The sequence below is a fragment of the Enterocloster sp. OA13 genome (assembly GCF_022440595.1).
Classification (GTDB): Bacteria; Bacillota; Clostridia; order Lachnospirales; family Lachnospiraceae; genus Enterocloster; species Enterocloster hominis.
The window spans coordinates 3,263,747-3,283,902 of the sequence record NZ_JAKNTF010000001.1; the positions used below are offsets into that span (position 1 = coordinate 3,263,747).

The window sequence follows — 20,156 nt, forward strand, 5'->3', positions numbered from 1 at the left end:
CCATTCCTTACAGCCCATTCCCTACATCCTATTCCTCATGACCGCTGCCCTCTCCTGTCCCTTCCCTCATGGCTGTCCTTATATCCCCGACGCACACCGCCAGATCCATGTTGATCCCCACCGCCCGGTATCCCAGGCTTTCCGGCACCGCTGCCTCATCAAGGTTCAGACGGATCAGGCTCCACTCCCTGTTTTCGCCCATCATTTTCTCAAATGGAAAACGGATGATGGCCGGGGTGTTAAATCCAACCCCAAGTTCCAGCAGCACCAGCCTGCGTCCGACTGCACGGTTCAGGAAATCCCCATACCGCCCCGCTGCCTGATGCCAATGCCCATCTTCCACAAAATATCCGTCGCACCGCAGGTTCATGGCCATGGGGCCTTTGCAGACCGGGCATCTTGGCACCATACCGGAAGGAATCCTGCAATCCTTCACCGCCTGGTTCATGCGTACGAAAAGTCCTGTTGCATCGTAGGTTTTGCCATGACAGGCTTTTGCGCACTGAATCAGCCCATAGTCCCCCTGGGTTGCAAAGATATCCTCATCCTCAAACCCGGCTTTCCGGAACTGATGGTCCACATTGGTGGTCAGGACAAAATGTTCCCTGCCGCAAACCATCTCAAACACCTTGAGATACAGGGGCAGGGCCTGCGGTTCAATCCGGTTCACATAAGCATGCCTTGACCAGTAGCCCCACCGTTCCTCTTCCGTGGGAAAGGGGTAGAAACCTGCCGCATACATATCCCTCATGGCAGCAGGTCCATACCGCTCAATGAATTCACCGAAATTCTCCGTAAAGCGGCGTCCTCCATAGACAAGCCCAGCCGCCGTGGACAGTCCGGCCCCGGCCCCAATCAGGACCGCATCCGCGCGGTTCAGCAGGCCTGCCGCCCGTCTGACCTGTTCTTCATAGGGTGTTTCCTGATATACGTAATCCCTGGCAGGGGTTCCGCTTAAAAACTGCATCCAATCCATACCGTTTCACTCCTTTTCCGTCCATCCCTCATTAGAGCGTGTTTGAAAATTGCTTTCCGTCGGCTGTGCGTCCCACTTTGTGGGAGATTTGGTCCCGATGATGGAGGCGTAGCGGGCTACGCTGACTGAATCGGGGCCAAATATACCGCGAAGTGGGACGTGCAGACGGCGGGAATGAATTTTCAAACAGGCTCTAGCCTGCCCTTGCAAAAAAATCCCCTATGGTCTATAATCGGCATATACAGCCCCATACCACTGTACATCTATAAATATACCAGGAGGTACATAAATGGAACATACAAAAACCATACCCGACTGCCCGGTGGAAATGACCCTGCAGCTTATCGGCGATAAATGGAAAGTCCTTATCATACGCGACCTGATGACCGGAACCAAGCGTTTCAATGAGTTAATGCGCTCCGTAAGCGGGATTACCCAGAAAGTCCTTACCAGCCATCTCAGGGCCATGGAAAAAGACGGCCTGGTTACCCGGACCGTTTACCCTGAGGTCCCGCCCAAGGTTGAGTATACGCTTACCGGGACCGGATACAGTCTGAAACCCATTCTGGATTCCATGTATACGTGGGGTAATGAATACAAAGCCAGTCTGTAATGTAATAAAAAACGGATTAATTTTCAAACACGCCCTAAAACACATACGGAGGATTGCCGGAAAAATCAGCAATCACGCCATGGGGATGTTCCAGATAAAACACGGTAAAGACCGGATTCTCCGCAGTGCCGTACTGCCCTTTTACGATGGGGTTGCCCATACAGGCCTCCTTAACTTCCATATTGTCTTCAAATACAGCCTTTCCATGCAGGCGGATCCAGGCAAAGCCGGCGTCAGCAACGCTCACCTCAATCTCCGGGTTCTCCTGCATATCCTTATACACATCCTTCTGGTTGTTGGTGCAGAACCAGAGCTTCCCATCCTTTTCAAAACAGAACATGAACGGACGGCATTTTGCCTTCCCATCCCTTCCAACCGTTGCCAGATACTGTACGGGATTTGCCTGTAAAAATTCAACTACTTTCTGCATACTGCTTCTCTCCTTTATCATCCATCATTTTGAGGAATGGCCATTTCCTATGGTCTTATTATAAAGGGGGCCGTTAATTCCTGTAAGTACGCACTTTGAAGTGGGATAGGTTCCCAAAAGGTACTTAGTATCAAAAAGATACTCAACATCCAATGGATATCATCTGACCAATCCAGGAGGACCGGCCATTTGAAGATGCCCCTTCAAATGGCCGGTCCTCCTGCTCACACATCCTTGGGAACCAAAGGCTTCCTTCCCTGTTCCTTCACCAGGCGGTCAAATTCCTCCAGCGGCATGGGTTTAAAGAATGTATACCCCTGCACCACATCACATCCGCAGTTCTTCAGGAATTCCACACTGTCCGTATCTTCCACGCCCTCGGCAATGGTCTTTATCTTCAGCTCCTTTGCCATATGGATGAAATTGGAGATTACAATCCGCTCCCTTCCCATGTCCCTGCTCTTGTGAAAGAACATGATATCCAGCTTCAGCACATCGATGGGAAGATTCTTCAGCAGGTTAAGGGAACTGTAGCCAGAACCAAAATCATCCAGGGAACAGGTAAAGCCATTGGACTGGAGCTGCCGCACAATGTCGGAAAACATATCCGTATCGTTTAACAGCACGCCCTCTGTAAATTCCAGTTCCAGATAGCCGTCAGGAATCCCAAAGCAACGCTTTGTCTCTGAATAATACTGAATGAAGTCCTTCCGGAGAAGACCCACCTTGGAAACATTGACCGCAATGCTTAACGGGCGTCCACCTCCGTCCAGATAATTCCGGTACCATCTGCAGACCTGCCCGAACATATACCGGTCCAGCATCACGATCCGGTCGCTTTTCTCAAACAGGGAAATGAACCGGTCCGGAGGTACAAGTCCCCTGGAGGGGCTGAGCCAGCGCACCAGGGCTTCGGCGCCTGACAGGCAGTTATTGTTCTGTATATTGACCTTGGGCTGCATGTAAACCTTGAATTCACCGGCCTCAATTGCCTTCTCAGCTTCTGACTCCAGGATGGAATCCTCTATCTGGCGCATCCTTAGCCCGCTGTCATACAGGGCAAAGTTACTCCCTGGTTTTTCCTTGGCAATCTTGTGGGCCATGTTGGCATAATTCATCAGCACATCCATGGAGAGCTTCTCATCCCCGGGACTGAGCCGGTAAATCCCCACAGACAGCTCAATGAACGCCTGGCCTTCAACGCCTGCATTTTTTATATGGTCCAGTACCTCCTGAAACTTTATGTTCAGGCCTTCCTGATTCCCGCACTTTGCGATTCCCGCAAAATTATCGGCAGATATACGGCATACAATACACTCCTTATCTTCCAGTTCCTGAAGATATTCCGATATAAGCCTGAGGATCTTATCCCCTTCCTCGTATCCAAGTATGTCATTGATGAACTTAAACTTTTTTAAATCCCCATACCACAGCACGTAGGAGGACAGGTCATTCTTTTCCATGAACGGCTTCACATCCAGTTTAAAGCCGTCAAAATTGCGCAGGCCTGTAAGGGAATCCCGGTATGCCAGGTTCATAAGCATTTTCTGGGTCCTGGCGGCCATACTTCTCTGCCTTGAAAGGAACAGGGCAAACAGACAGCAGGACACCACGATGATTGTCATGATCCCGGCAGCTGTCTGCGTATACCTGGCACGCAGCACACGGTCAGGCACCATGCTGTGCAGGTACCAGCGGTCCTTCAGGATCGGGATGATCACAGATACCTGCTTCCTGCCGGTCTTGTCTGTCATGTCAAAGGATGCGATTCCTCCTGTCCCAACCGCTTCCTTAACCAGCTCCCGGTTCTCAGGCAGGATATCCCCGGGATAAGCATTGATGGAGCGCAGCACATAACTGCCGTCCCCATTGACTATATTGGAAAATCCCTGGCCGCTGAGCACAGGGGCATCCAGGATCCGGCGCAGCACATCCGCGGAATGGACCGCGCATAACACGCCCATGGTCCCTCCTTCCGGATTGCGGATATTGACTCCATAATAATTCACATAGTGGTCCTTCACACGCTCATCCGGGAATATATCCGATACCGTGCTGGTTCCATGGAGCGCCTTCTGGAAAAACTCCATGTCATACAGGCTGAGTTCATAGATACTGCCATCTAAATCCACCAGCCAGGCGCTGCCGTCCGGCCAGGCAAATCCCATCTGGATAAAAGCATTGTCATTATTGATTTCCTGCAGGATCGGCAGCAGCTGCTCCCGCTCCATTTTCCCAATCTCGCCCAGGACTACCGCAAGGCCCTCCAATGTCTGGAGGTCTCCCTGTATCTGCTTTACAATGGTGGTTTTTTTCTGTTCCGCCGCATTATACAGCGCCTCGATTGTCTCCACCTGGTTCTTTCTGATCATCTGCACCAGAAACAGCAGGCTGCTGGCAATAAAACATGCGCACAGTAACAGTGGAAGTACTGTATCCCATATCCTTTGCCTTTTTCTGTCCGACCCTCTCATCTCACATACCCCGGCCTTTTCTCACAGTAATATACTCATATACCGATTATTCAGGTAATATTATAATAATATATCCGGGAACAAATGGCAATCAGAAAAACAGGCAGCAAAACCGCTGCCTGTCACCAAACTTTTTGTCCATGGCCAAGCCATGGATGAATGACCATATACCTTACTGTTCCGCCCGTTTTACCTGAAGCGGCATCCTTACGCCCATGGGGTTAAGGAGCACCCCAGTGGCCTCCGCCACAAGGATCTGTGGAATCTTGTCAGCTGTCACGACAATGGGGCGGAGCTGGTTCTCTTTATTGAACTTCTGGAATTCCATGATATCGGTGAATATGGCCTGGTAAACTTCCTTATCATTCAGCTTCACCACGGGAATCCCATTGCCCTCTTTCTGTACGGCAACAATGAAGCTTCCTTTGCTGAAATAATTGGAAATCTCATCCTGCCATTCTTTTATCTGTGGATTCTCCTCCTGTCCCGGCTGCTTCCTGGTTTCCTGCATATAGTAAAGGGCGGTCAGGTGCAGGGCAGGATTCTCCACCCACAGCTTGCCCTCCGGGTCCTGCTCCGGTTTATTGCGTCTCACAAAATCAGCCAGCTGGATCAGGGTCTGTGTGTCCCCTTCGCTTACCAGAAGTGCGTTGATGCCCATGGTGTACAGGCTGGTATAGAACAGCAGCATCTGCCTCTGCTCCAGTTTTACGATACCCACAGGTATCCCGGCCTCCCGCAGCTGCTTTACCTTCTCTTCCGCATCTTCCGCGCTGAAAAACATCATGATCTCATCATCAAAGGTTTCCGGGTCGCAAACCACATATGGTTCCTTGGTGCACCCTGATACCAATGCCCAGAGTGACTCTGCGGTTTTAAGGCGCTGTATGATTTCCTGATTCCCTGTGTTTTCATTGTTGTTCATTGGGTTCTCTCCTTTTCTACCTTTTTAAGTACATCCGTGCAGGGCCTTGTACCATCTGTCCTTGTGCGCGGAATACCTAAACCAGACTATCGTTTCCTATTATATCATTCCTTTCACTCATATGCCATTTATTTTATAAATCTTTTCTATTACGTTTCCATTACCTCTATTTTTGTCCCATTTTCCTATATGATACAACTTTGATGCATCTTTGATGCTTTTTTGATGCCTGGGTATTGTAAATTAAACAGGAAGTCAATTCCAATAAAGAACAAATGAGGTGCGCAATATGAAAAATAAGAAACTATGGCTGTGTATGCTTTCCGCAATCCTGCTCCTGTCCCTGTGCCCGGCTGCCTACGGCGAAGAATCCGGCAATGACACCGGGGACAGGACCCTTGCCCCTTATTTCATGGTTGAAGGGGCGGATCCGTCGACCGACAGCTTTCCGTTAAAGGATACAAAGGTATCAACCGTCATAAACGGTGTCATAGCTGAAACCTATGTTACCCAGACCTATGGAAATGAAGGCAGTGTCCCTGTTAATGCGGGCTATGTCTTTCCTGCATCCACCAGGGTTTCCGTCCATGGCATGAAAATGCAGGTCGGGGACAAGGTTGTCACCGCCAAAATCAAGGAAAAGGAAGAGGCAAAGCAGGAATTCGATGCGGCTAAAAGTGAAGGAAAAAGCGCATCCCTCCTTGAACAGCAGCGCCCCAATGTATTTACCATGAATGTTGCCAACATCATGCCCGGGGATACGGTAAACATAGAACTGCACTATACGGAAATGATTGCCCTGTCCGAAGGTTCCTATGAGTTTGTATTCCCGGCCGTTGTGGGTCCCAGATACTCCAGCCCTTCACCGGACATGGAGGAAGACGGGGATCAATGGGTGTCCAGTCCATATCAGGAAGGGGGCGCTGTTCCCAAAGGGACCTATGACATTGCAGTCAGCCTTTCCACAGGCGTCCCGATTACCGGGCTTGTTTCCAGTTCCCATAAAATCAATATAGAACAGTCCGCTGACTCCTCTGCCCATATCACGCTGAAGGACCCGGCGGATTACGGGGGAAACCGCGATTTCATACTGCGCTATCAGCTGGCCGGACAGACGGTAAGCAGCGGCCTTATGCTGAATACCGGGGACAGGGAGAATTTCTTCCTGCTCATGGTCCAGCCCCCGGAACGTGTCCCTGCAGAAGCCATCCCACCACGTGAATATATTTTTGTCCTGGATGTGTCAGGTTCCATGTTCGGATATCCCCTGGATACTGCCAAGGAGCTAATCAGGAACATGGTTTCCAATCTGCGGGAAACCGACACCTTTAACCTGATACTGTTTTCCAATGACGCCATCCGTATGTCGGCCAGATCACTTCCTGCCACGGATGAGAATGTGGAGCGGGCCATTAACCTGATTAACCGCCAGAAAGGCGGCGGCGGGACCGAGCTGGCCCCGGCCTTGGAAAAGGCGGTGGGAATCCCCATGGATTCCGGCGCAGGCAGCGTCTCACGCAGCGTCGTGGTCATCACGGACGGCTACATGTCCGACGAACAGGCCATATTTGACATTGTAGCAGGAAACCTTGACACCACCAGTTTCTTTTCCTTTGGTATCGGCACCTCCGTGAACCGTTACCTGATTGAGGGCATTGCCAGGACGGGCGGCGGCGAATCCTTTGTTGTCACGGATTCATCCGAATCCGCGGATACGGCCAGACTTTTTGACACCTATATACAGTCTCCTGTCTTAACGGATGTCCAGGTGGACTATGACGGATTTGATGCCTATGACGTCGAACCCACGGCCATCCCCACCCTTTTTGCCCAAAAGCCCATTGTGCTGTTCGGCAAATGGAGGGGTAATCCCGCCGGCGCCATCCACATCACGGGGAAGTCCGGGACCGGGGATTACAGCCAGACAATCCAGGTTTCAGAAGCATCCTCCTCAGCAGAAAACAGCGCCATCCCTTACCTGTGGGCACGCACCCGCGTGGAGAACCTGATGGATTACGGCTTCAGCGGCGGGGATGAGGAGGCTGTCAGGAAAGAAGTGACCGCCCTGGGCCTTGACTACAGCATGATGACATCCTATACCTCCTTTGTAGCCGTGATAGATGAAGTGCGCAATACCACAGGTGAAAGCAGGGACGTGGACCAGCCGCTTCCCCTTCCCCTGCAGGTATCTGACCTGGCGGTGGGAGGAGGTTACACCATTGGCTCGGAACCCAGTGTCCTGATTCTTATGGCAGCCGCGGCTTTTATATTGATTTTGAATACCGTTGCCGGCAGCCATCATACCGGAGGTAAGAATGATGACTGAGACATGGGCGCCAGGCCCCTGTAAACAAAAGTCCATGCTAAGACGGAACTGGCCATTCTATCTCACCGGGACAGCCACCATAATCATCATCAAAGGCTTTTACACACATGGGGCCGCCAGCCGCCTTACATGGATCCTGGCCCCCACGGCCCGGTGGGTCAGGACCTTAAGCGGGATTCCCTTTGAATATGACCCCATTGCAGGATATGTGAACTATCCCCTCCGCTTTATCATTGCGCCATCCTGTTCCGGTGTCCAGTTCATGATGATTGCCATTGCCATGCTTATCTTTTCTTATGTGCACCGCATGGACACCATAAGGAAAAAAGCCATCTGGACCGTTTTCAGTTTCGTGATATCCTATCTGTCCACCGTCCTTGTCAACGGGTTCAGGATTGTGCTGTCCATATATCTTCCGGCCTCACTTCCGCTCTGGCTGCACAATCCCCGGCTTTATGACGGATGGCTGACCCATGGACGGCTGCACACCATCATCGGCGTAGCTGTGTATTTTACCTCCCTGTCCATCCTGTATCACGTGGCCGGACATATTTCGGGCAGGCCGTCCTTCCGGTGGCTCCCGCCCGTATTCTGGTATGTTTCCATTGTGCTGGGCATCCCTTTCCTCAACCGTGCATACAAAGATAACGGACACCGCTTCCTGGAATACGCAGCCCTTCTGACAGCCGTATGCGCGGTCATCCTGTTCCTTTTCTTTGTGGCAGGCAGGATGAAAAGATGTTTTATGAAAAAGGATGGAAATGTTTCCAGGGACAAAATTTAGCTGATTTATAAAATTCCCCTGCCATCCGGCGTCCAGCCGGTCAGCAGGGGAATCCTCATCTTATCCGTCTTATCTCATCACAGTTCTACATGTGTCACAGCCCTCACAGCCCTACATGTGTCACTGCCCTACACATCATCACAGCCCTACCTGTATCACTGCCCTACACATCATCATCGTTCTACCTGTATCACAACTCCACGTGGCTGGTATTCTGAAACACCGGATACACCGCCGTAGAATGCACCAGCCCCAGCCTTACGCTCATCTCAGCATATGCAAGCGCGATAAACGCGGGGTCGAAGACCTTAACTGGAAGTTCCTTTTCCAGCATCGCCCCATAGCTTGCCATGCCCAGGCAGCCCAGGATGACGCCGTCCGCCTGTTCCTGCCTCACCGCCCTCCCGCAGACCTGTTTCAGATACCGCGCAGTTGCCCCAGGGTCGGTCCTCAGTTCACCGATGGGAATGTCAAGCGCCTGCACGGAGGTCATCTTTTCCCTGGCAATCCCATTGCGCATCAGCCTCCGGTATGTCCTTGGTATATTAGCGCCCTCCGTCGTGACTACCACGAAACGGTTGCACAGCAGGTTGGCAGCGCAAAGACTGGTCTCCCCGGGTCCGATGACCGGGATCCTGACATTTTCCCGCACCGCATCAATCCCCACATCGCTGAAGCAGTATATGACAATGGCGTCATAGCCCTCCTTCTCGGCTTTTATGCCCTCCTTTACAAGTTCCGGGGCGGCAAATGCCTCGTCCGTGTTGCAGTCCAGCTCATCCGGCCCTTTCTTTATGCAGTCCACGGATATCACCACGCCCTCTGACACGGCGGCTGACAGCATCTTTTCCCTCTGGTCCATGGTTTCCCGGTCCATGGCCTTGTCTGTCATGATTACTTTAATCTTCATTCCTACCTCCACACATCTGTCTCGATGCCTATCTCAGATGACACAAAACGCCTGCCTCCGCTGCATTTATAATGCTTATATGCATTGAGGATGATATTCCTGGCCATGAGCAGGGTCGGGATATTGATGAACACCAGCACTACGTTAATCAAATCCGATACATACCACAGGTTATCCAGCTGAAGCCCTGCCAGCACGGTAATTGTTCCCAGAGGCACAAAGAAAAATGCGCCCAGCACGCGGACAAAACCGATAAAACCTTTGCTGGTGGAAATCTTGTTGGCTGCAATCTCCGCATAGGTCAGGTCGCACAACAGGGTTGTGAATGCAAACAGTCCGAATGCAACGGCCACGAAGATCAGCACCGCGGTGTCCATGGCAGTGCCTGGAACCAGTTCTTTGACAGAGGTCAGGAAGGTGCCTATCTTATCCAACTTCAGGGTATCCCAGTCAAGGGCGGGATTCTCCCAGATGGTTCCCGCCGTGATGACAAAACCGGTCAGGGAACAGATTACGATGGTATCCACAAATACGCCGATGGCCTGGACAAAGCCCTGTTCACAGGGATGGTTTGCATCGGCAATGGAGCTGGCCTGGGTGGCAGTACCCATACCTGCCTCATTGGAGAGAAGTCCCCTCTTGAGTCCCTGGGCCATGGCCACGCCAAAAGCGCCCCCGAAGACCGCCGATGGCTTGAACGCCCCTGCAAACACAGCAACCACAAAGGCCGGAACCTTATTCAGGTTCAGTATGATAAGCAGCGCAATCACTGCAATATATAGCGCCGCCATCACAGGAACAGCCTTGTCAGAGAACCGGACCACGCTTTTAATCCCGCCAAAGGTAATGACCGCGATAATCACCACAATGGCAATGGCAATGATATAATAAAGGGGTTCTGAAACCTGGGTCACACGCCCGGTCACCTCATTGGCAATGGAGCTGGCAGCCGTAAACACATGGAACGTATGTACCGGGATACTGAGCATGTTGTAGAGCAGGTACAGGATACACATCCCCCCGCCGACCCATGCCTTGTTCTTCCATATCTTCTGGATATAAAAGGTAAATCCGCCCACATATTCATCGCCCTTTTTCTCCTTGTATATCTGCGCCAGGGTGGCCTCGCCAAAGGAGGTTGCCATGCCTGCGAAAGCAGATATCCACATCCAGAAGATTGCGCCGGGGCCGCCGATTGTGACGGCGCCCGTAACGCCCACGATGTTGCCTGCCCCTACCCTGCCGGCCATACTGATCAGGAAGGCTGCAAGCTGGGTGGTGCCCACCTTGGCCTTTGTCTTTGCAGTAAGCAGCTTAAGGCCGGTCTTAAATTCCTTCAGCTGGACAAAATTGAATTTAAAGGTAAAGTAGAAACTGCCTCCCAGCAGCAGTAAGATTGCCAGGGAGAACTGTCCCAGAACCGGGATACCGGAATACCACGCATAATTGGTTGGGAAATCCCATAGGAAATCCGCAACAGGCACAACGCCTGCAAACATCCTGTCCACCATCTCAAAAATTCCCGCCATGAACCATTTCCTCCATCTCATCTTGTATTGTTAATGTTTTCCACCGCATCCGCTGTAATAACGGTACATTTCCTCACCGGTTGCCCACCAGACACCGCCCAGATCATTGATATGATCAATCAGTTCCTCCAGCATCCCAATCCTGCCTGGCGCTCCGATGGCAGCTGGGTCAAGCTGCAGCACATAGCATAGCCCGTATTCATGGCAGCCGCTAAACTCATCCTTCCAGTTGCTCAGCACGCCTGTATAGTTGGCAATCCTTCCCTGCCCTGCCGGAAATGCAGGATGATAGTTAAATGCAAAATAAGGCAGGTCATAATTCACCCAGTGTATGGGAATCTCCAGGATGGAGGCCCCATCCCCCAAATCCTTTACATACGGCCTGTCATCATCACAGAGATTGCTGGAATATACCATGCCATGCTTTCGCGCAATCCTCAGCGTATCCAGGGTCAATTCGCCTTCCGGGCTTCTGAATCCCCTGGGCCTTATGCCGCAGAGCCGTCCGATGGCCTCCGCGCCCTTCCGGATGGCTTCCTCCTGTTCCTCAACGGACAGCAGGGCCATATTCTCATGCCGGTAGCCCAGGGCGCCGATTTCATGGCCCCGTCCATGGACTTCCAGGACTTTATCCGGGTATTGCTCCGCCACCCACCCGGGGGTGAAGCATGTTGCCTTTATCCCTTTATCATCCAGGATATCGAGGATGCGGTCCAGGCCCCGGTTCATCCCATACTGTCCCAGGGACAGGGTCTTTGGCATATTGACACATGTCTGGTCCAGCTGGAGCCAGAAAAGCTCTGCATTCAAATTAATGGTAATCATGGCCGCGCATTTTTTCCCGCCGGGCCACTGGGGTCTTTCTAATCTCATCTATCCCACCTCCTGAATCTTACTGTAATCAGAACCGGAATGTTCTCTGTACCAGTCGGCAATCTGGGACCCGGTTGCAATCCACACATCCTTTTTGGACGTAATGTGCTGCAGCAGATGGTCCAGGATCCGTATCCTTCCCGGGGAACCGATTACCTGGGGATGGCTCATGAAGGAAATGCACAGTCCGTATCTGTAATGCCCCTCAAACTCGCGCATGAAGTTATCCTCCACATTCCGGTAACAGGAAATCCGGTCCTGTCCCGCCGGCTCTGCCGGATACATGTGGTAGGCCATGGCAACATAGTCGTCCACCTCCCACTTGGTGGGAATCTCGATAAAATCCGTCTCCCTGCCGTCAATAACAGTCCTATAGGGCCGGTCATCCCCTCTCATGGAACTGGAATAACGGATTCCCCTTTCATACAGCAGCTTCGGCGTTTCCACGGCCCAGTCCCCGGAGGGCGTCCTGAAACCTTCCACATCGTGTCCTATAAGCTCCCTTAATATCCTCTGGGGCTTTTCAATGATTTCAATCTGCTCCTCAGCCGTCTTTCCGGCAAACCTTTCATGGGCATATCCATGGAGTCCTATCTCATGTCCTGCGGCGGCAATCCGTTTTACCACCTCCGGATAGCGCTCCGCCGTAAGGCCGGGAATGAAAAAGGTTGCCTTTACCCCATACTGATCCAGCTTATCCAGGATCCTGTCCGCGCAGCGCTTGGGACCGTACTGTCCCACGGACAGGGACTTGATGTACTGTTCCCCGTTCGGAAGCCCCCTGTTTCCATTTTCCCAGGTTGTATCACCGTCCAGGTCAAAGGAAAACATAACCGCGCATTTTTTGCCCTCCGGCCATTGAATTTCATCCATGCTCCATCGCTCCTTTTCATGATTATTGTATATTTATTAACAATAGTATGGCTGTGTATTTAACTTATTGTTGTTTATATATAGCAAGAACCATGCCAAGGAGAAAATAACGTATTTTTATGCATTTTCATTTATATTGATATGAGAAATAGGGTTTATAGGATAATATTTATCCTGCAAACCCTATTTATTCCATGGCCTATCCTGTTGGTTTTAATAATCTATCCCATAACCCATTCTGCTGGTTTTATTAACTTATCCCATAACCCATTCTTCTGTTCTTAATAACTTCCCCCATGACCATCACGCCCCTCAATGGCCTGGAGAAGGGACAGCCCGTCCTCCGTGATTACACTGCCTCCCCGGCCCCTGACAGACCTGACGAACCCGTGGGCGGACAGCTTAGACAGCGCCTTCCTCACCTCGGCTTCCGTGTAGAACCCTCCGTTGCCGTTCACCTTCTCCAGCAGCTTCTGCCGCCCGTAACGTTCCTTCCGCTCCAGGGATTCACGCAGCTGCACAAGGACTGCCTTATATAACCCCAAATCCTTCCACTCATTTAATATGAACCGTTCCAGGATTCCCGGCTCCTTCCCCGCCGCCTCCGGCATGCGGGTCTTCTGTCCCCTGCCCGCAAAACCGGGGACAGCCCTTTCCCTCCCGGTCCGCAGGGGCGGCAGGTCCTCTGCCCCAATCACCTGCTTTTCCTTTGTCAGAAGGAACTCCACCACATTGCGCAGCTCCCTTACATTGCCCCTCCACGGATAATGGGTGAGGATTGCCTCTGCCTCCGGCGTCAGCTCCATGTCCGAACGGTTCCTGCCTGCAAAGAAATAGAATATGGGAAGTATGTCCTGGGTCCGCTCCCTTAAGGGGGGCACGTTAAGGGGCAGTACATTTAAACGGTAGAACAGATCCTCCCGGAAGCCGCCATTTTCCACCATGGTAAAAAGGTCCTTGTTGGTGGCTGCAATCACCCGCACATCCACGTCAATGCTTTTATCCGAACCGATCCGGTCCACCTTCCGCTCTTCCAGCACGCGCAGCAGCTTGGACTGGAGGGACATGGGCATTTCCCCTATCTCATCAAGGAAAATGGTCCCTCTGTGTGCCAGTTCAAAGTACCCCATCTTGCCGCCCTTCTTGGCGCCGGTAAAGGACCCTTCCTCATAGCCGAACATCTCGCTCTCTAAAAGGCTGTCCGGTATGGCCGCGCAGTTGACGGCCACGAAGTTATAATTTTTCCTGGCGGACTCGTTGTGTATGCCCTGGGCGAACATTTCCTTGCCTGTCCCGCTTTCCCCCGTGATCATCACGGCCGCGTCGGAGCGCGCCATCTGCCTGCCGTTGTTCACGGCTTCCCGGATGGCCCTGCTGGTCCCGATGATATCCTCAAAGGTATACCTTGCCCTGTGGCTGGTCCCGTACAGCTTGGAGCGCATGTCATGCTGCCTGGTCTCCGCTTCCTCAAAGTCCTTTAGTGTTATGATATGTCCTGCAACCTTATCCCCGGAACGGATTTCCACTGCGGATGCAATCAGGTTGCTCTCCCCTGTCTTAATCAGCTTTTCCCAGGCGCTCTTCACATCCAGCTCGGGCAGCAGCTCCTCAATGTTAAACCCCAGAAGCACCCTGGAGCGGTGGGACATCAGCTGCCTGGCCTTCTCATTGCACAGATACACGCGGCCCACCACGTCCGTTATGATGATTCCCTCATTCATCAGGTTCATGAGGGTATTCAGCTTATCCGACATATTTTCCTTGTCATTGAGCAGTTTATCCATGCTGGAGTCAATGTAATAATACTCCCTTCTGGCAGCAGCCGCTTCCTTGGAGGAAAACTCATCATAAACCCCCAGTTTCTCAGCAATGATATACAGGCTGTTCATGTCAACCGAGCTTTCGCCCACATCGATGACCTGGCTGATTCCCTGGGGCACCAGGTGCCCCTCATTGGGGGTGATGGCCAGCCGGATGGACCTGTCGTATTCCCCCGTCCCATAGTACGGGAACAGTTCCACATCCCGAAAGCCCGAGGCATACATGCTGGTTATGGTGTGCATGCAGGTCCTGTGGTCAAAGTTGACCAGCAGCGCCTTGGTTCCCTTTGGTATCTTCTTAAGCTTTTCCATTTGTTTTTTGGTCAGGGCCAGCGAGAGGACCACGATTTCGGACTGGTCGCTGATTTTCTGGCGGACCTGCTGGAATATGTTAAATGCCGACACCAGCACATAATCCTCCTCTATCCGTTTAAGGGTCTCCACTTCCGCAATGGAATAGGCCTTAAAGCTTGCGTATCTGCCCAGATATTTGCTGATGTTGTCCATCAAAAACCTTGCATATTGCTTTTCCGTTGCCACTACCGCTATCTCTTTCATCCACCGTCACCTCGCCCGTACCGCATATGGTCAATTATACCTGAGGCGGATATCTTTTTCAACTCCCCTGCTTCTTGCACATACCGTGAAAGCTGTATATAATGGTATGAGACAATCCGTAAAATGGAGGCCCATATGGCAAAAATCGTACCAATGCAAAGCCTGTACTGCTCCATGCAGGACGAGAATAAAATATGCAGTTTTGACATCGAGGTCCTGACAGGACCAACCACGCCCCTGATCCATCCCATGTCCCGTTTCTGGCTGGTCAACAGCGGGAAAGGGACGCTTATGCTCAACAACCGTCCCTATGATCTGAAACCAGGCGCCGTGGTCTGTGTCCTTCCCTGGCAGATCAGTGACATCGTGGAGGTGGAATTGCCCATACAGTTTTTTGTGATGGCGTATTACTTTGACAATATCAATGAAATCATCAAGACCTTTTATAATCCGGGCAATGAACCGCTCTCCATCATACAGACCCTTTCCGCCAACCCGGTCCTGTATCTTGAAGGCGAGGCCCTTGCATCCATGCAGAAGCTGTTCCTTCAGATTAAGGGAGAAATCGGCATGGAATCCACCATGGAAATCGGCACGGAACCCGCCGTGGAGTCCGGAATGGAAACCGCTGTGGAGTCCGGAATGGAATCCGTCGTGAAATCCGACATGAAATCTGCCCCAAAGTCCGTGGCCGACATGCCGCAGGATTCCCCCATCCACCCATCCGCTGCATCCTGTCCCCCTTCCCAGGAACTCAGCAACCTCTATATCACCAACAAGCTCATTGAAATCATCATTCATTTCCTGCGCGCAAAAAAGGCGGCATTCCTGCCGCCTTCCGCCCGGATTATTGAACCCAGTGAGATATTCCAGTATCTGTACAGCCACCTGAACGAGAAAATCACACTGTCCATGCTGTCCCAGATATTTTATATGAGCGAGTCCTCCATCAGCGCCTATATCACAAGGACCACCGGACTGTCCTTCTTTGACCTGTTAAATGAAATGCGGATTGGAAAAACCATCAATTTCCTGCTGTACACCGACTTTACCCTGGAAGAGCTGGCTGAAATCCTGGGCTTTGTGGACAGCGCCCATATCAGCAAGGTCTTTTCAGCCAGGGTAGGAATGAAGGCCAATGAATTCCGCGCCACCTACCAGAAGGTGGGCAGCCTGTGCCGGATTAAGGACAGGAAGGACTTCTACACCATTGTTTCCTATATCTACCGCCACTACAGCGAGCCATTAAATCCGCGCATGGTGGGGGAACGCTTCCACCTGTCGCCCAGAGAGCTGAACCGTATCCTCCTGTACCAGGTGGAGATGAATTTTTCCGATTACCTCAACTTCATACGGGTCAACCGGGCGTCCGAGCTGCTGCTTTTGACCACCAGGAGCATCCTTGACATTGCCCTTGATACCGGATACCACAATGAGAAGACGCTGACCCGCAATTTCCTTAAGTTCCGCTCCATGACCCCCGGCAAATTCCGCCAGGCTGTGGAACTGCAGGAATTTTAGTCCCCGGACCGCTTTTCATCCCCAGGCCAGTTTTCATCCCCGGACCATTAATCGATTACCTTCAGCCCCTTTGCCACAATGGTGATGAAGTCCTGGACATTGGTAACCACGGTGGTGGCGCACAGGCTTCCCCTGTCCAATAGCTTGTTTACAACAAACTCATCCGCATCCACGGTGTACAGGTAGACCGGGCGTATGGTGCCATCCGGCATCACCCGGAAGGACGGCGTCATATTGCCAGTGGCAATGGTGTGAAGCATGGTTGCCAGGCAGATGACGCAGGTAGACTTCTTCACAAGGCCGCGCATGGCGCCCTGTCCCTCATACGCGCTGGCAATCACCTCCGGCATGGGTCCGTCGTCCCGTATGGATCCGGTCAGCACCATGGGGACATGGTTCTTCACGCAGCTGTATATGATGCCGTTGTCAATGTCATAATCCTTTATGAACTGGGGAATGGAGCCGCTTCTCCTGACCTTGTTGATTACATCCAGATGGTTGTAATGTCCATTGGGCTGGGATACCTGGGTATAGATGTCCTGCCCCAGGGCGGTGTGCAGCAGCGCTCCCTCCAGGTCATGGGTTGCCAGGGCATTGCCTGCCATCAGCCCATGGGCGTAACCGTTGTCAATCAGCGCCTGCATGGCTGCCCTTGCATCCGCGTCAAAGGAAAATGCAGGCCCCATGACCCATACGATATTGCCGTATTCCCTTTCATGCCTTAACAGTTCAAACAGGTTGTCATAATCCCGCGCATAGGAGGTCTCCCGGCTCCTGCCCTGGCGGAACACGAACTGGTCCTCCAGCTGCCCCCCTTCTTCCTCAAAGCCGTGGCAGTGCATGTAGATCCCTTCCTCACATTTTTCCGTCCGTCCGAGGATTACCTTGTCGCCCTTCTTAATATTCCTGTTCTCAACCACTTCAAGGTGACCGTCGTCACAGAGCACCACGCTGGAGTCCATGCGGCTCTCCTCGGCCAGCACCCATTTCCCATTGATTTTAAAATATTCCGGATACATGGAGGTGCTGTGATAGTTATCAGGCGCAACCCCGTCCATGTCCGCTGCCTCGTATTTCACATCCGGGGCATTCACGAATTTCTCCTGGGTAAAATCAGGATGATGATATTCTGGTAATTGAAATGACATATGGTTTTTCCTCTCTTTTTCTTAAATTAATCAAACACGCCCTGGGCCGGGAGCGGATTTCCAAACACGCCCTAACAAAGGGTGGCATAGATAACGGCCTTGATTGTATGCATGCGGTTCTCCGCCTGGTCGAACACAACCGACTGCCTTGACTCAAACACTTCATCCGTCACTTCCATCTCCGTGATGCCGAACTTTTCAGCGATTTCCGCTCCAATGGTGGTCCTGGTGTCATGGAAGGAGGGCAGGCAGTGCATGAAAATAGCCGTGTGCCTTGCCTTCTTCATCACCTCTTCGTTGACCTGGTACCTGCGCAGCAGTTCAATCCTGGTTCCCCAGACAGAATCCGGCTCCCCCATGGACACCCAGATATCCGTGTACACTGCGTCCGCATCCTTCACACCCTGGTCCACATCCTCTGTCAGCCGGATGGTGCATTCATTTTCCTCTGCAATCCGCCTTGCCTCGTCCACCAGTTCCTGAGCCGGGAACAGTTCCTTTGGGGCGCAGGCCGTAAAGTGGATGCCCATCTTGGCGCAGGCCACCATCAGGGAATTGCCCATGTTATTCCTTGCATCTCCCATGTATGTAAAGCGCAGCCCTTTGAGGCAGCCGAACTTCTCCTCCAGCGTCAGAAGGTCTGCCAGCATCTGGGTGGGATGGAACTGGTCCGTAAGCCCGTTCCACACGGGCACGCCCGCATACTCCGCAAGTTCCTCCACAACCGACTGGTCATAGCCCCTGTACTCAATGCCGTCATACATCCTTCCCAGGACCCTGGCCGTATCTGCAATGCTCTCCTTTTTGCCCATCTGGCTGCTGCCCGGGTCCAGGTAAGTCACACCCATGCCCAGGTCCCGTCCCGCAACCTCAAAGGCGCAGCGGGTGCGGGTGGACGTCTTTTCAAACAGAAGCACGATGTTCCTGTTGTCCAGGTATTTGTGGGGAACGCCGTTCCTCTTCATGTTCTTGAACTGTTTGGACAAATCCAGCAGATAGCGGATTTCCTCCGGCGTGTAGTCCAATAACTTCAGGTAATTCCTTCCTCTGATATTCACTGCCATCTTCCTTACTCCTTTGCTATGTTATTTGATTGTCCGGTCGCGCTCCAGGTCGGGAATGGATGTTCACCCGCGTTCCAGGGGCATGCTCATGCACCTGGGGCCTCCCCTTCCCCTGGACAGCTCCGAACTGGGCATTTCAAGGACCTCGATGCCTTTATCCCTGAGCATCTCATTGGTTATATAATTCCGGTCATATACCACCACCTTGCCCGGCTCAATGCACAGTGTATTGGAACCGTCATTCCACTGTTCCCGCTCCGAGGCAACCCGGTCCTTTCCGCCGCAGCGTATCATGGTCACCTTATCCGTCCCCAGGTAATCTGCCAGGACAGCCGGAAGCGGACGGTCAAGTTCCCTTACCGCAAGCCTGCCCTTTTGGTCCCCGCGCCGGATTTCATAGATGCGCAGGTTCCCCAGGATTCCGGGATGGATGGTGAACTTGTCGTAGTCCACCTGGGTGCACACCGTATCCAGATGCATGAACGCACGGATACTGGGGATATCCAGGGCCAGGATGGTCTCCACCTCACAGGAGCTGTCCTCAAACAGGTTCTGGGCCAGAAGTTCAATTGCCTCCGGCGTGGTCCTCTGGGAGATTCCCACGGCCAGGACCTTGCTGCCCAGGTTCAGGATATCGCCTCCCTCAATGGAGAAAGGATACTCCCTCTTATAGTAAAACGGCGTCTGCCCCCTGTAGTCCGGATGGTGCTCCAGTATATACTGCCCGTAGATGGTTTCCCTTCTCCTGGTCCTTGAATACATGCAGTTCAGGCTGACTCCCGTGCCGATGCACGCAAACGGGTCCCTTGTAAAGTACAGGTTGGGGATGGGATCCATGATGAAACGGCTGTCTGATTTGACCAAATCCACTAATGGACTGTGGGTTTCAGACTTAATCTCATGCATGCTGACGCCGGACATTGTCTTTAGCACCAGCTCCTTTTCATCCGGAATATCCATCAGGAAGCCAAACAGCTGGTTCCTGAACTTCTGCGCGGTGTTCCCGGCCTCACTGATGAACTGCCGGATGAAGTTCTCCCTGATATCCCCGGACTGTCTTAACACGTCCGCCATCATGTCCTCCATATAGACCACCTGGCTTCCGTTTTCCTTTAAAATGCGGGCAAAAATATCGTGTTCCCCCTGGGCTGTCTTAAGGTATGGGATATCGTCAAACAACAGCCGTTCCAGTTCCCCCGGAACCAGGTGTTCCAGTTCCTTCCCCGGCCTGTGGAGCATGACCTTTTTCAACTTTCCTATCTCGCTTTTCACACAGATTGGCATGCAATTATCTCCTTTGCGCTCTTGTTCCGCTCTCTTATGGATATTCTA

17 protein-coding genes are annotated in these 20,156 nt (G+C 52.2%); 4 read left to right on the forward strand and 13 right to left on the reverse strand.

From position 1 onward, the window contains the following. Positions 1-28: 28 nt before the first annotated feature. Both MCJ35_RS14495 and MCJ35_RS32565 read right to left on the reverse strand, forming a co-directional pair. Positions 29-976: an SIR2 family NAD-dependent protein deacylase gene (locus MCJ35_RS14495; protein ID WP_025486610.1), complete on the reverse strand. Its 948-nt coding sequence runs from the start codon at positions 974-976 to the stop codon at positions 29-31. Between the two features lie 6 nt (positions 977-982). Continuing rightward, positions 983-1,186, reverse strand: a complete 204-nt coding sequence (locus MCJ35_RS32565; protein ID WP_371829070.1) for a DUF6783 domain-containing protein — start codon at positions 1,184-1,186, stop codon at positions 983-985. 79 nt (positions 1,187-1,265) lie between these two features. On the opposite strand from MCJ35_RS32565, the gene MCJ35_RS14500 reads away from it, so the two are divergent. Next, complete coding sequence (locus MCJ35_RS14500) at positions 1,266-1,589, forward strand: winged helix-turn-helix transcriptional regulator (protein WP_008717697.1); 324 nt, start codon at positions 1,266-1,268, stop codon at positions 1,587-1,589. Between the two features lie 34 nt (positions 1,590-1,623). Here MCJ35_RS14500 and MCJ35_RS14505 read toward each other — a convergent pair whose 3' ends face one another. From MCJ35_RS14505 to MCJ35_RS14515, 3 genes are all read right to left on the reverse strand, one after another. Continuing rightward, the gene (locus MCJ35_RS14505) at positions 1,624-2,019 is read right to left on the reverse strand and encodes a pyridoxamine 5'-phosphate oxidase family protein (protein ID WP_008717699.1); all 396 of its coding nucleotides are present in this window, start codon (positions 2,017-2,019) and stop codon (positions 1,624-1,626) included. 224 nt (positions 2,020-2,243) lie between these two features. Next, on the reverse strand, positions 2,244-4,493 hold the full coding sequence (locus tag MCJ35_RS14510; RefSeq protein ID WP_008717700.1) for a putative bifunctional diguanylate cyclase/phosphodiesterase: 2,250 nt from the start codon (positions 4,491-4,493) through the stop codon (positions 2,244-2,246). Between the two features lie 172 nt (positions 4,494-4,665). Continuing rightward, positions 4,666-5,418, reverse strand: a complete 753-nt coding sequence (locus MCJ35_RS14515) for an SseB family protein (protein ID WP_008717702.1) — start codon at positions 5,416-5,418, stop codon at positions 4,666-4,668. A gap of 289 nt (positions 5,419-5,707) precedes the next feature. Between MCJ35_RS14515 and MCJ35_RS14520 the strand changes: the two genes are divergently transcribed. Together MCJ35_RS14520 and xrtK are read left to right on the forward strand one after the other, a co-directional pair. After that, positions 5,708-7,744: a VIT and vWA domain-containing protein gene (locus tag MCJ35_RS14520; RefSeq protein ID WP_025486609.1), complete on the forward strand. Its 2,037-nt coding sequence runs from the start codon at positions 5,708-5,710 to the stop codon at positions 7,742-7,744. Beyond that, positions 7,734-8,528, forward strand: a complete 795-nt coding sequence (xrtK, locus tag MCJ35_RS14525) for an exosortase K (protein WP_240299548.1) — start codon at positions 7,734-7,736, stop codon at positions 8,526-8,528. The genes MCJ35_RS14520 and xrtK overlap by 11 nt, the downstream gene beginning before the upstream one ends. 190 nt (positions 8,529-8,718) lie before the next feature. On the opposite strand, the gene MCJ35_RS14530 is transcribed toward xrtK, so the two are convergent. The 5 genes from MCJ35_RS14530 to MCJ35_RS14550 all read right to left on the reverse strand — a co-directional run bounded on the left by MCJ35_RS14530 (position 8,719) and on the right by MCJ35_RS14550 (position 15,091). Next, a complete protein-coding gene (locus tag MCJ35_RS14530) occupies positions 8,719-9,438 on the reverse strand; it encodes an aspartate/glutamate racemase family protein (RefSeq protein WP_025486607.1) in 720 nt (239 codons plus the stop codon). A 2-nt stretch (positions 9,439-9,440) separates the two neighbouring features. Continuing rightward, positions 9,441-10,967 carry an alanine/glycine:cation symporter family protein gene (locus MCJ35_RS14535; RefSeq protein WP_025486606.1) on the reverse strand — a complete coding sequence of 509 codons (1,527 nt, stop codon included), beginning with the start codon at positions 10,965-10,967 and terminating at the stop codon, positions 9,441-9,443. A 30-nt stretch (positions 10,968-10,997) separates the two neighbouring features. Beyond that, positions 10,998-11,840: a polysaccharide deacetylase family protein gene (locus tag MCJ35_RS14540; RefSeq protein ID WP_025486605.1), complete on the reverse strand. Its 843-nt coding sequence runs from the start codon at positions 11,838-11,840 to the stop codon at positions 10,998-11,000. Then, entirely contained in the window at positions 11,841-12,713 is an 873-nt protein-coding gene (locus MCJ35_RS14545; protein WP_025486604.1) for a polysaccharide deacetylase family protein, read from the reverse strand. A 281-nt stretch (positions 12,714-12,994) separates the two neighbouring features. Next, a complete protein-coding gene (locus MCJ35_RS14550) occupies positions 12,995-15,091 on the reverse strand; it encodes a sigma-54 interaction domain-containing protein (RefSeq protein ID WP_227807785.1) in 2,097 nt (698 codons plus the stop codon). A 135-nt stretch (positions 15,092-15,226) separates the two neighbouring features. Between MCJ35_RS14550 and MCJ35_RS14555 the strand changes: the two genes are divergently transcribed. Further along, a complete protein-coding gene (locus tag MCJ35_RS14555; protein ID WP_240299549.1) occupies positions 15,227-16,612 on the forward strand; it encodes an AraC family transcriptional regulator in 1,386 nt (461 codons plus the stop codon). A gap of 47 nt (positions 16,613-16,659) precedes the next feature. Here MCJ35_RS14555 and MCJ35_RS14560 read toward each other — a convergent pair whose 3' ends face one another. The 3 genes from MCJ35_RS14560 to arcA form a co-directional block, all read right to left on the reverse strand. Then, complete coding sequence (locus MCJ35_RS14560) at positions 16,660-17,760, reverse strand: putative NPN-dependent ornithine cyclodeaminase (RefSeq protein ID WP_025486601.1); 1,101 nt, start codon at positions 17,758-17,760, stop codon at positions 16,660-16,662. A gap of 71 nt (positions 17,761-17,831) precedes the next feature. Further along, positions 17,832-18,824 (reverse strand): ornithine carbamoyltransferase, encoded by a 993-nt coding sequence (argF, locus tag MCJ35_RS14565; protein WP_008717722.1) that lies wholly within the window; start codon positions 18,822-18,824, stop codon positions 17,832-17,834. A 63-nt stretch (positions 18,825-18,887) separates the two neighbouring features. Continuing rightward, a complete protein-coding gene (gene arcA, locus MCJ35_RS14570; RefSeq protein ID WP_025486600.1) occupies positions 18,888-20,108 on the reverse strand; it encodes an arginine deiminase in 1,221 nt (406 codons plus the stop codon). Positions 20,109-20,156: the final 48 nt, after the last annotated feature.

Bases quoted from the DNA above. Each gene is read 5' to 3' on its own strand.
- MCJ35_RS14560 (WP_025486601.1), bottom strand. From the start codon at position 17,760: ATGTCATTTCAATTACCAGAATATCATCATCCTGATTTTACCCAGGAG.
- MCJ35_RS14540 (WP_025486605.1), bottom strand. From the start codon at position 11,840: ATGAGATTAGAAAGACCCCAGTGGCCCGGCGGGAAAAAATGCGCGGCC.
- xrtK (WP_240299548.1), top strand. From the start codon at position 7,734: ATGATGACTGAGACATGGGCGCCAGGCCCCTGTAAACAAAAGTCCATG.
- MCJ35_RS14500 (WP_008717697.1), top strand. From the start codon at position 1,266: ATGGAACATACAAAAACCATACCCGACTGCCCGGTGGAAATGACCCTG.
- MCJ35_RS14535 (WP_025486606.1), bottom strand. From the start codon at position 10,967: ATGGCGGGAATTTTTGAGATGGTGGACAGGATGTTTGCAGGCGTTGTG.
- MCJ35_RS14530 (WP_025486607.1), bottom strand. From the start codon at position 9,438: ATGAAGATTAAAGTAATCATGACAGACAAGGCCATGGACCGGGAAACC.
- MCJ35_RS14550 (WP_227807785.1), bottom strand. From the start codon at position 15,091: ATGAAAGAGATAGCGGTAGTGGCAACGGAAAAGCAATATGCAAGGTTT.
- argF (WP_008717722.1), bottom strand. From the start codon at position 18,824: ATGGCAGTGAATATCAGAGGAAGGAATTACCTGAAGTTATTGGACTAC.
- arcA (WP_025486600.1), bottom strand. From the start codon at position 20,108: ATGCCAATCTGTGTGAAAAGCGAGATAGGAAAGTTGAAAAAGGTCATG.
- MCJ35_RS14520 (WP_025486609.1), top strand. From the start codon at position 5,708: ATGAAAAATAAGAAACTATGGCTGTGTATGCTTTCCGCAATCCTGCTC.
- MCJ35_RS14510 (WP_008717700.1), bottom strand. From the start codon at position 4,493: ATGAGAGGGTCGGACAGAAAAAGGCAAAGGATATGGGATACAGTACTT.
- MCJ35_RS14555 (WP_240299549.1), top strand. From the start codon at position 15,227: ATGGCAAAAATCGTACCAATGCAAAGCCTGTACTGCTCCATGCAGGAC.
- MCJ35_RS14495 (WP_025486610.1), bottom strand. From the start codon at position 976: ATGGATTGGATGCAGTTTTTAAGCGGAACCCCTGCCAGGGATTACGTA.
- MCJ35_RS14515 (WP_008717702.1), bottom strand. From the start codon at position 5,418: ATGAACAACAATGAAAACACAGGGAATCAGGAAATCATACAGCGCCTT.
- MCJ35_RS14505 (WP_008717699.1), bottom strand. From the start codon at position 2,019: ATGCAGAAAGTAGTTGAATTTTTACAGGCAAATCCCGTACAGTATCTG.
- MCJ35_RS14545 (WP_025486604.1), bottom strand. From the start codon at position 12,713: ATGGATGAAATTCAATGGCCGGAGGGCAAAAAATGCGCGGTTATGTTT.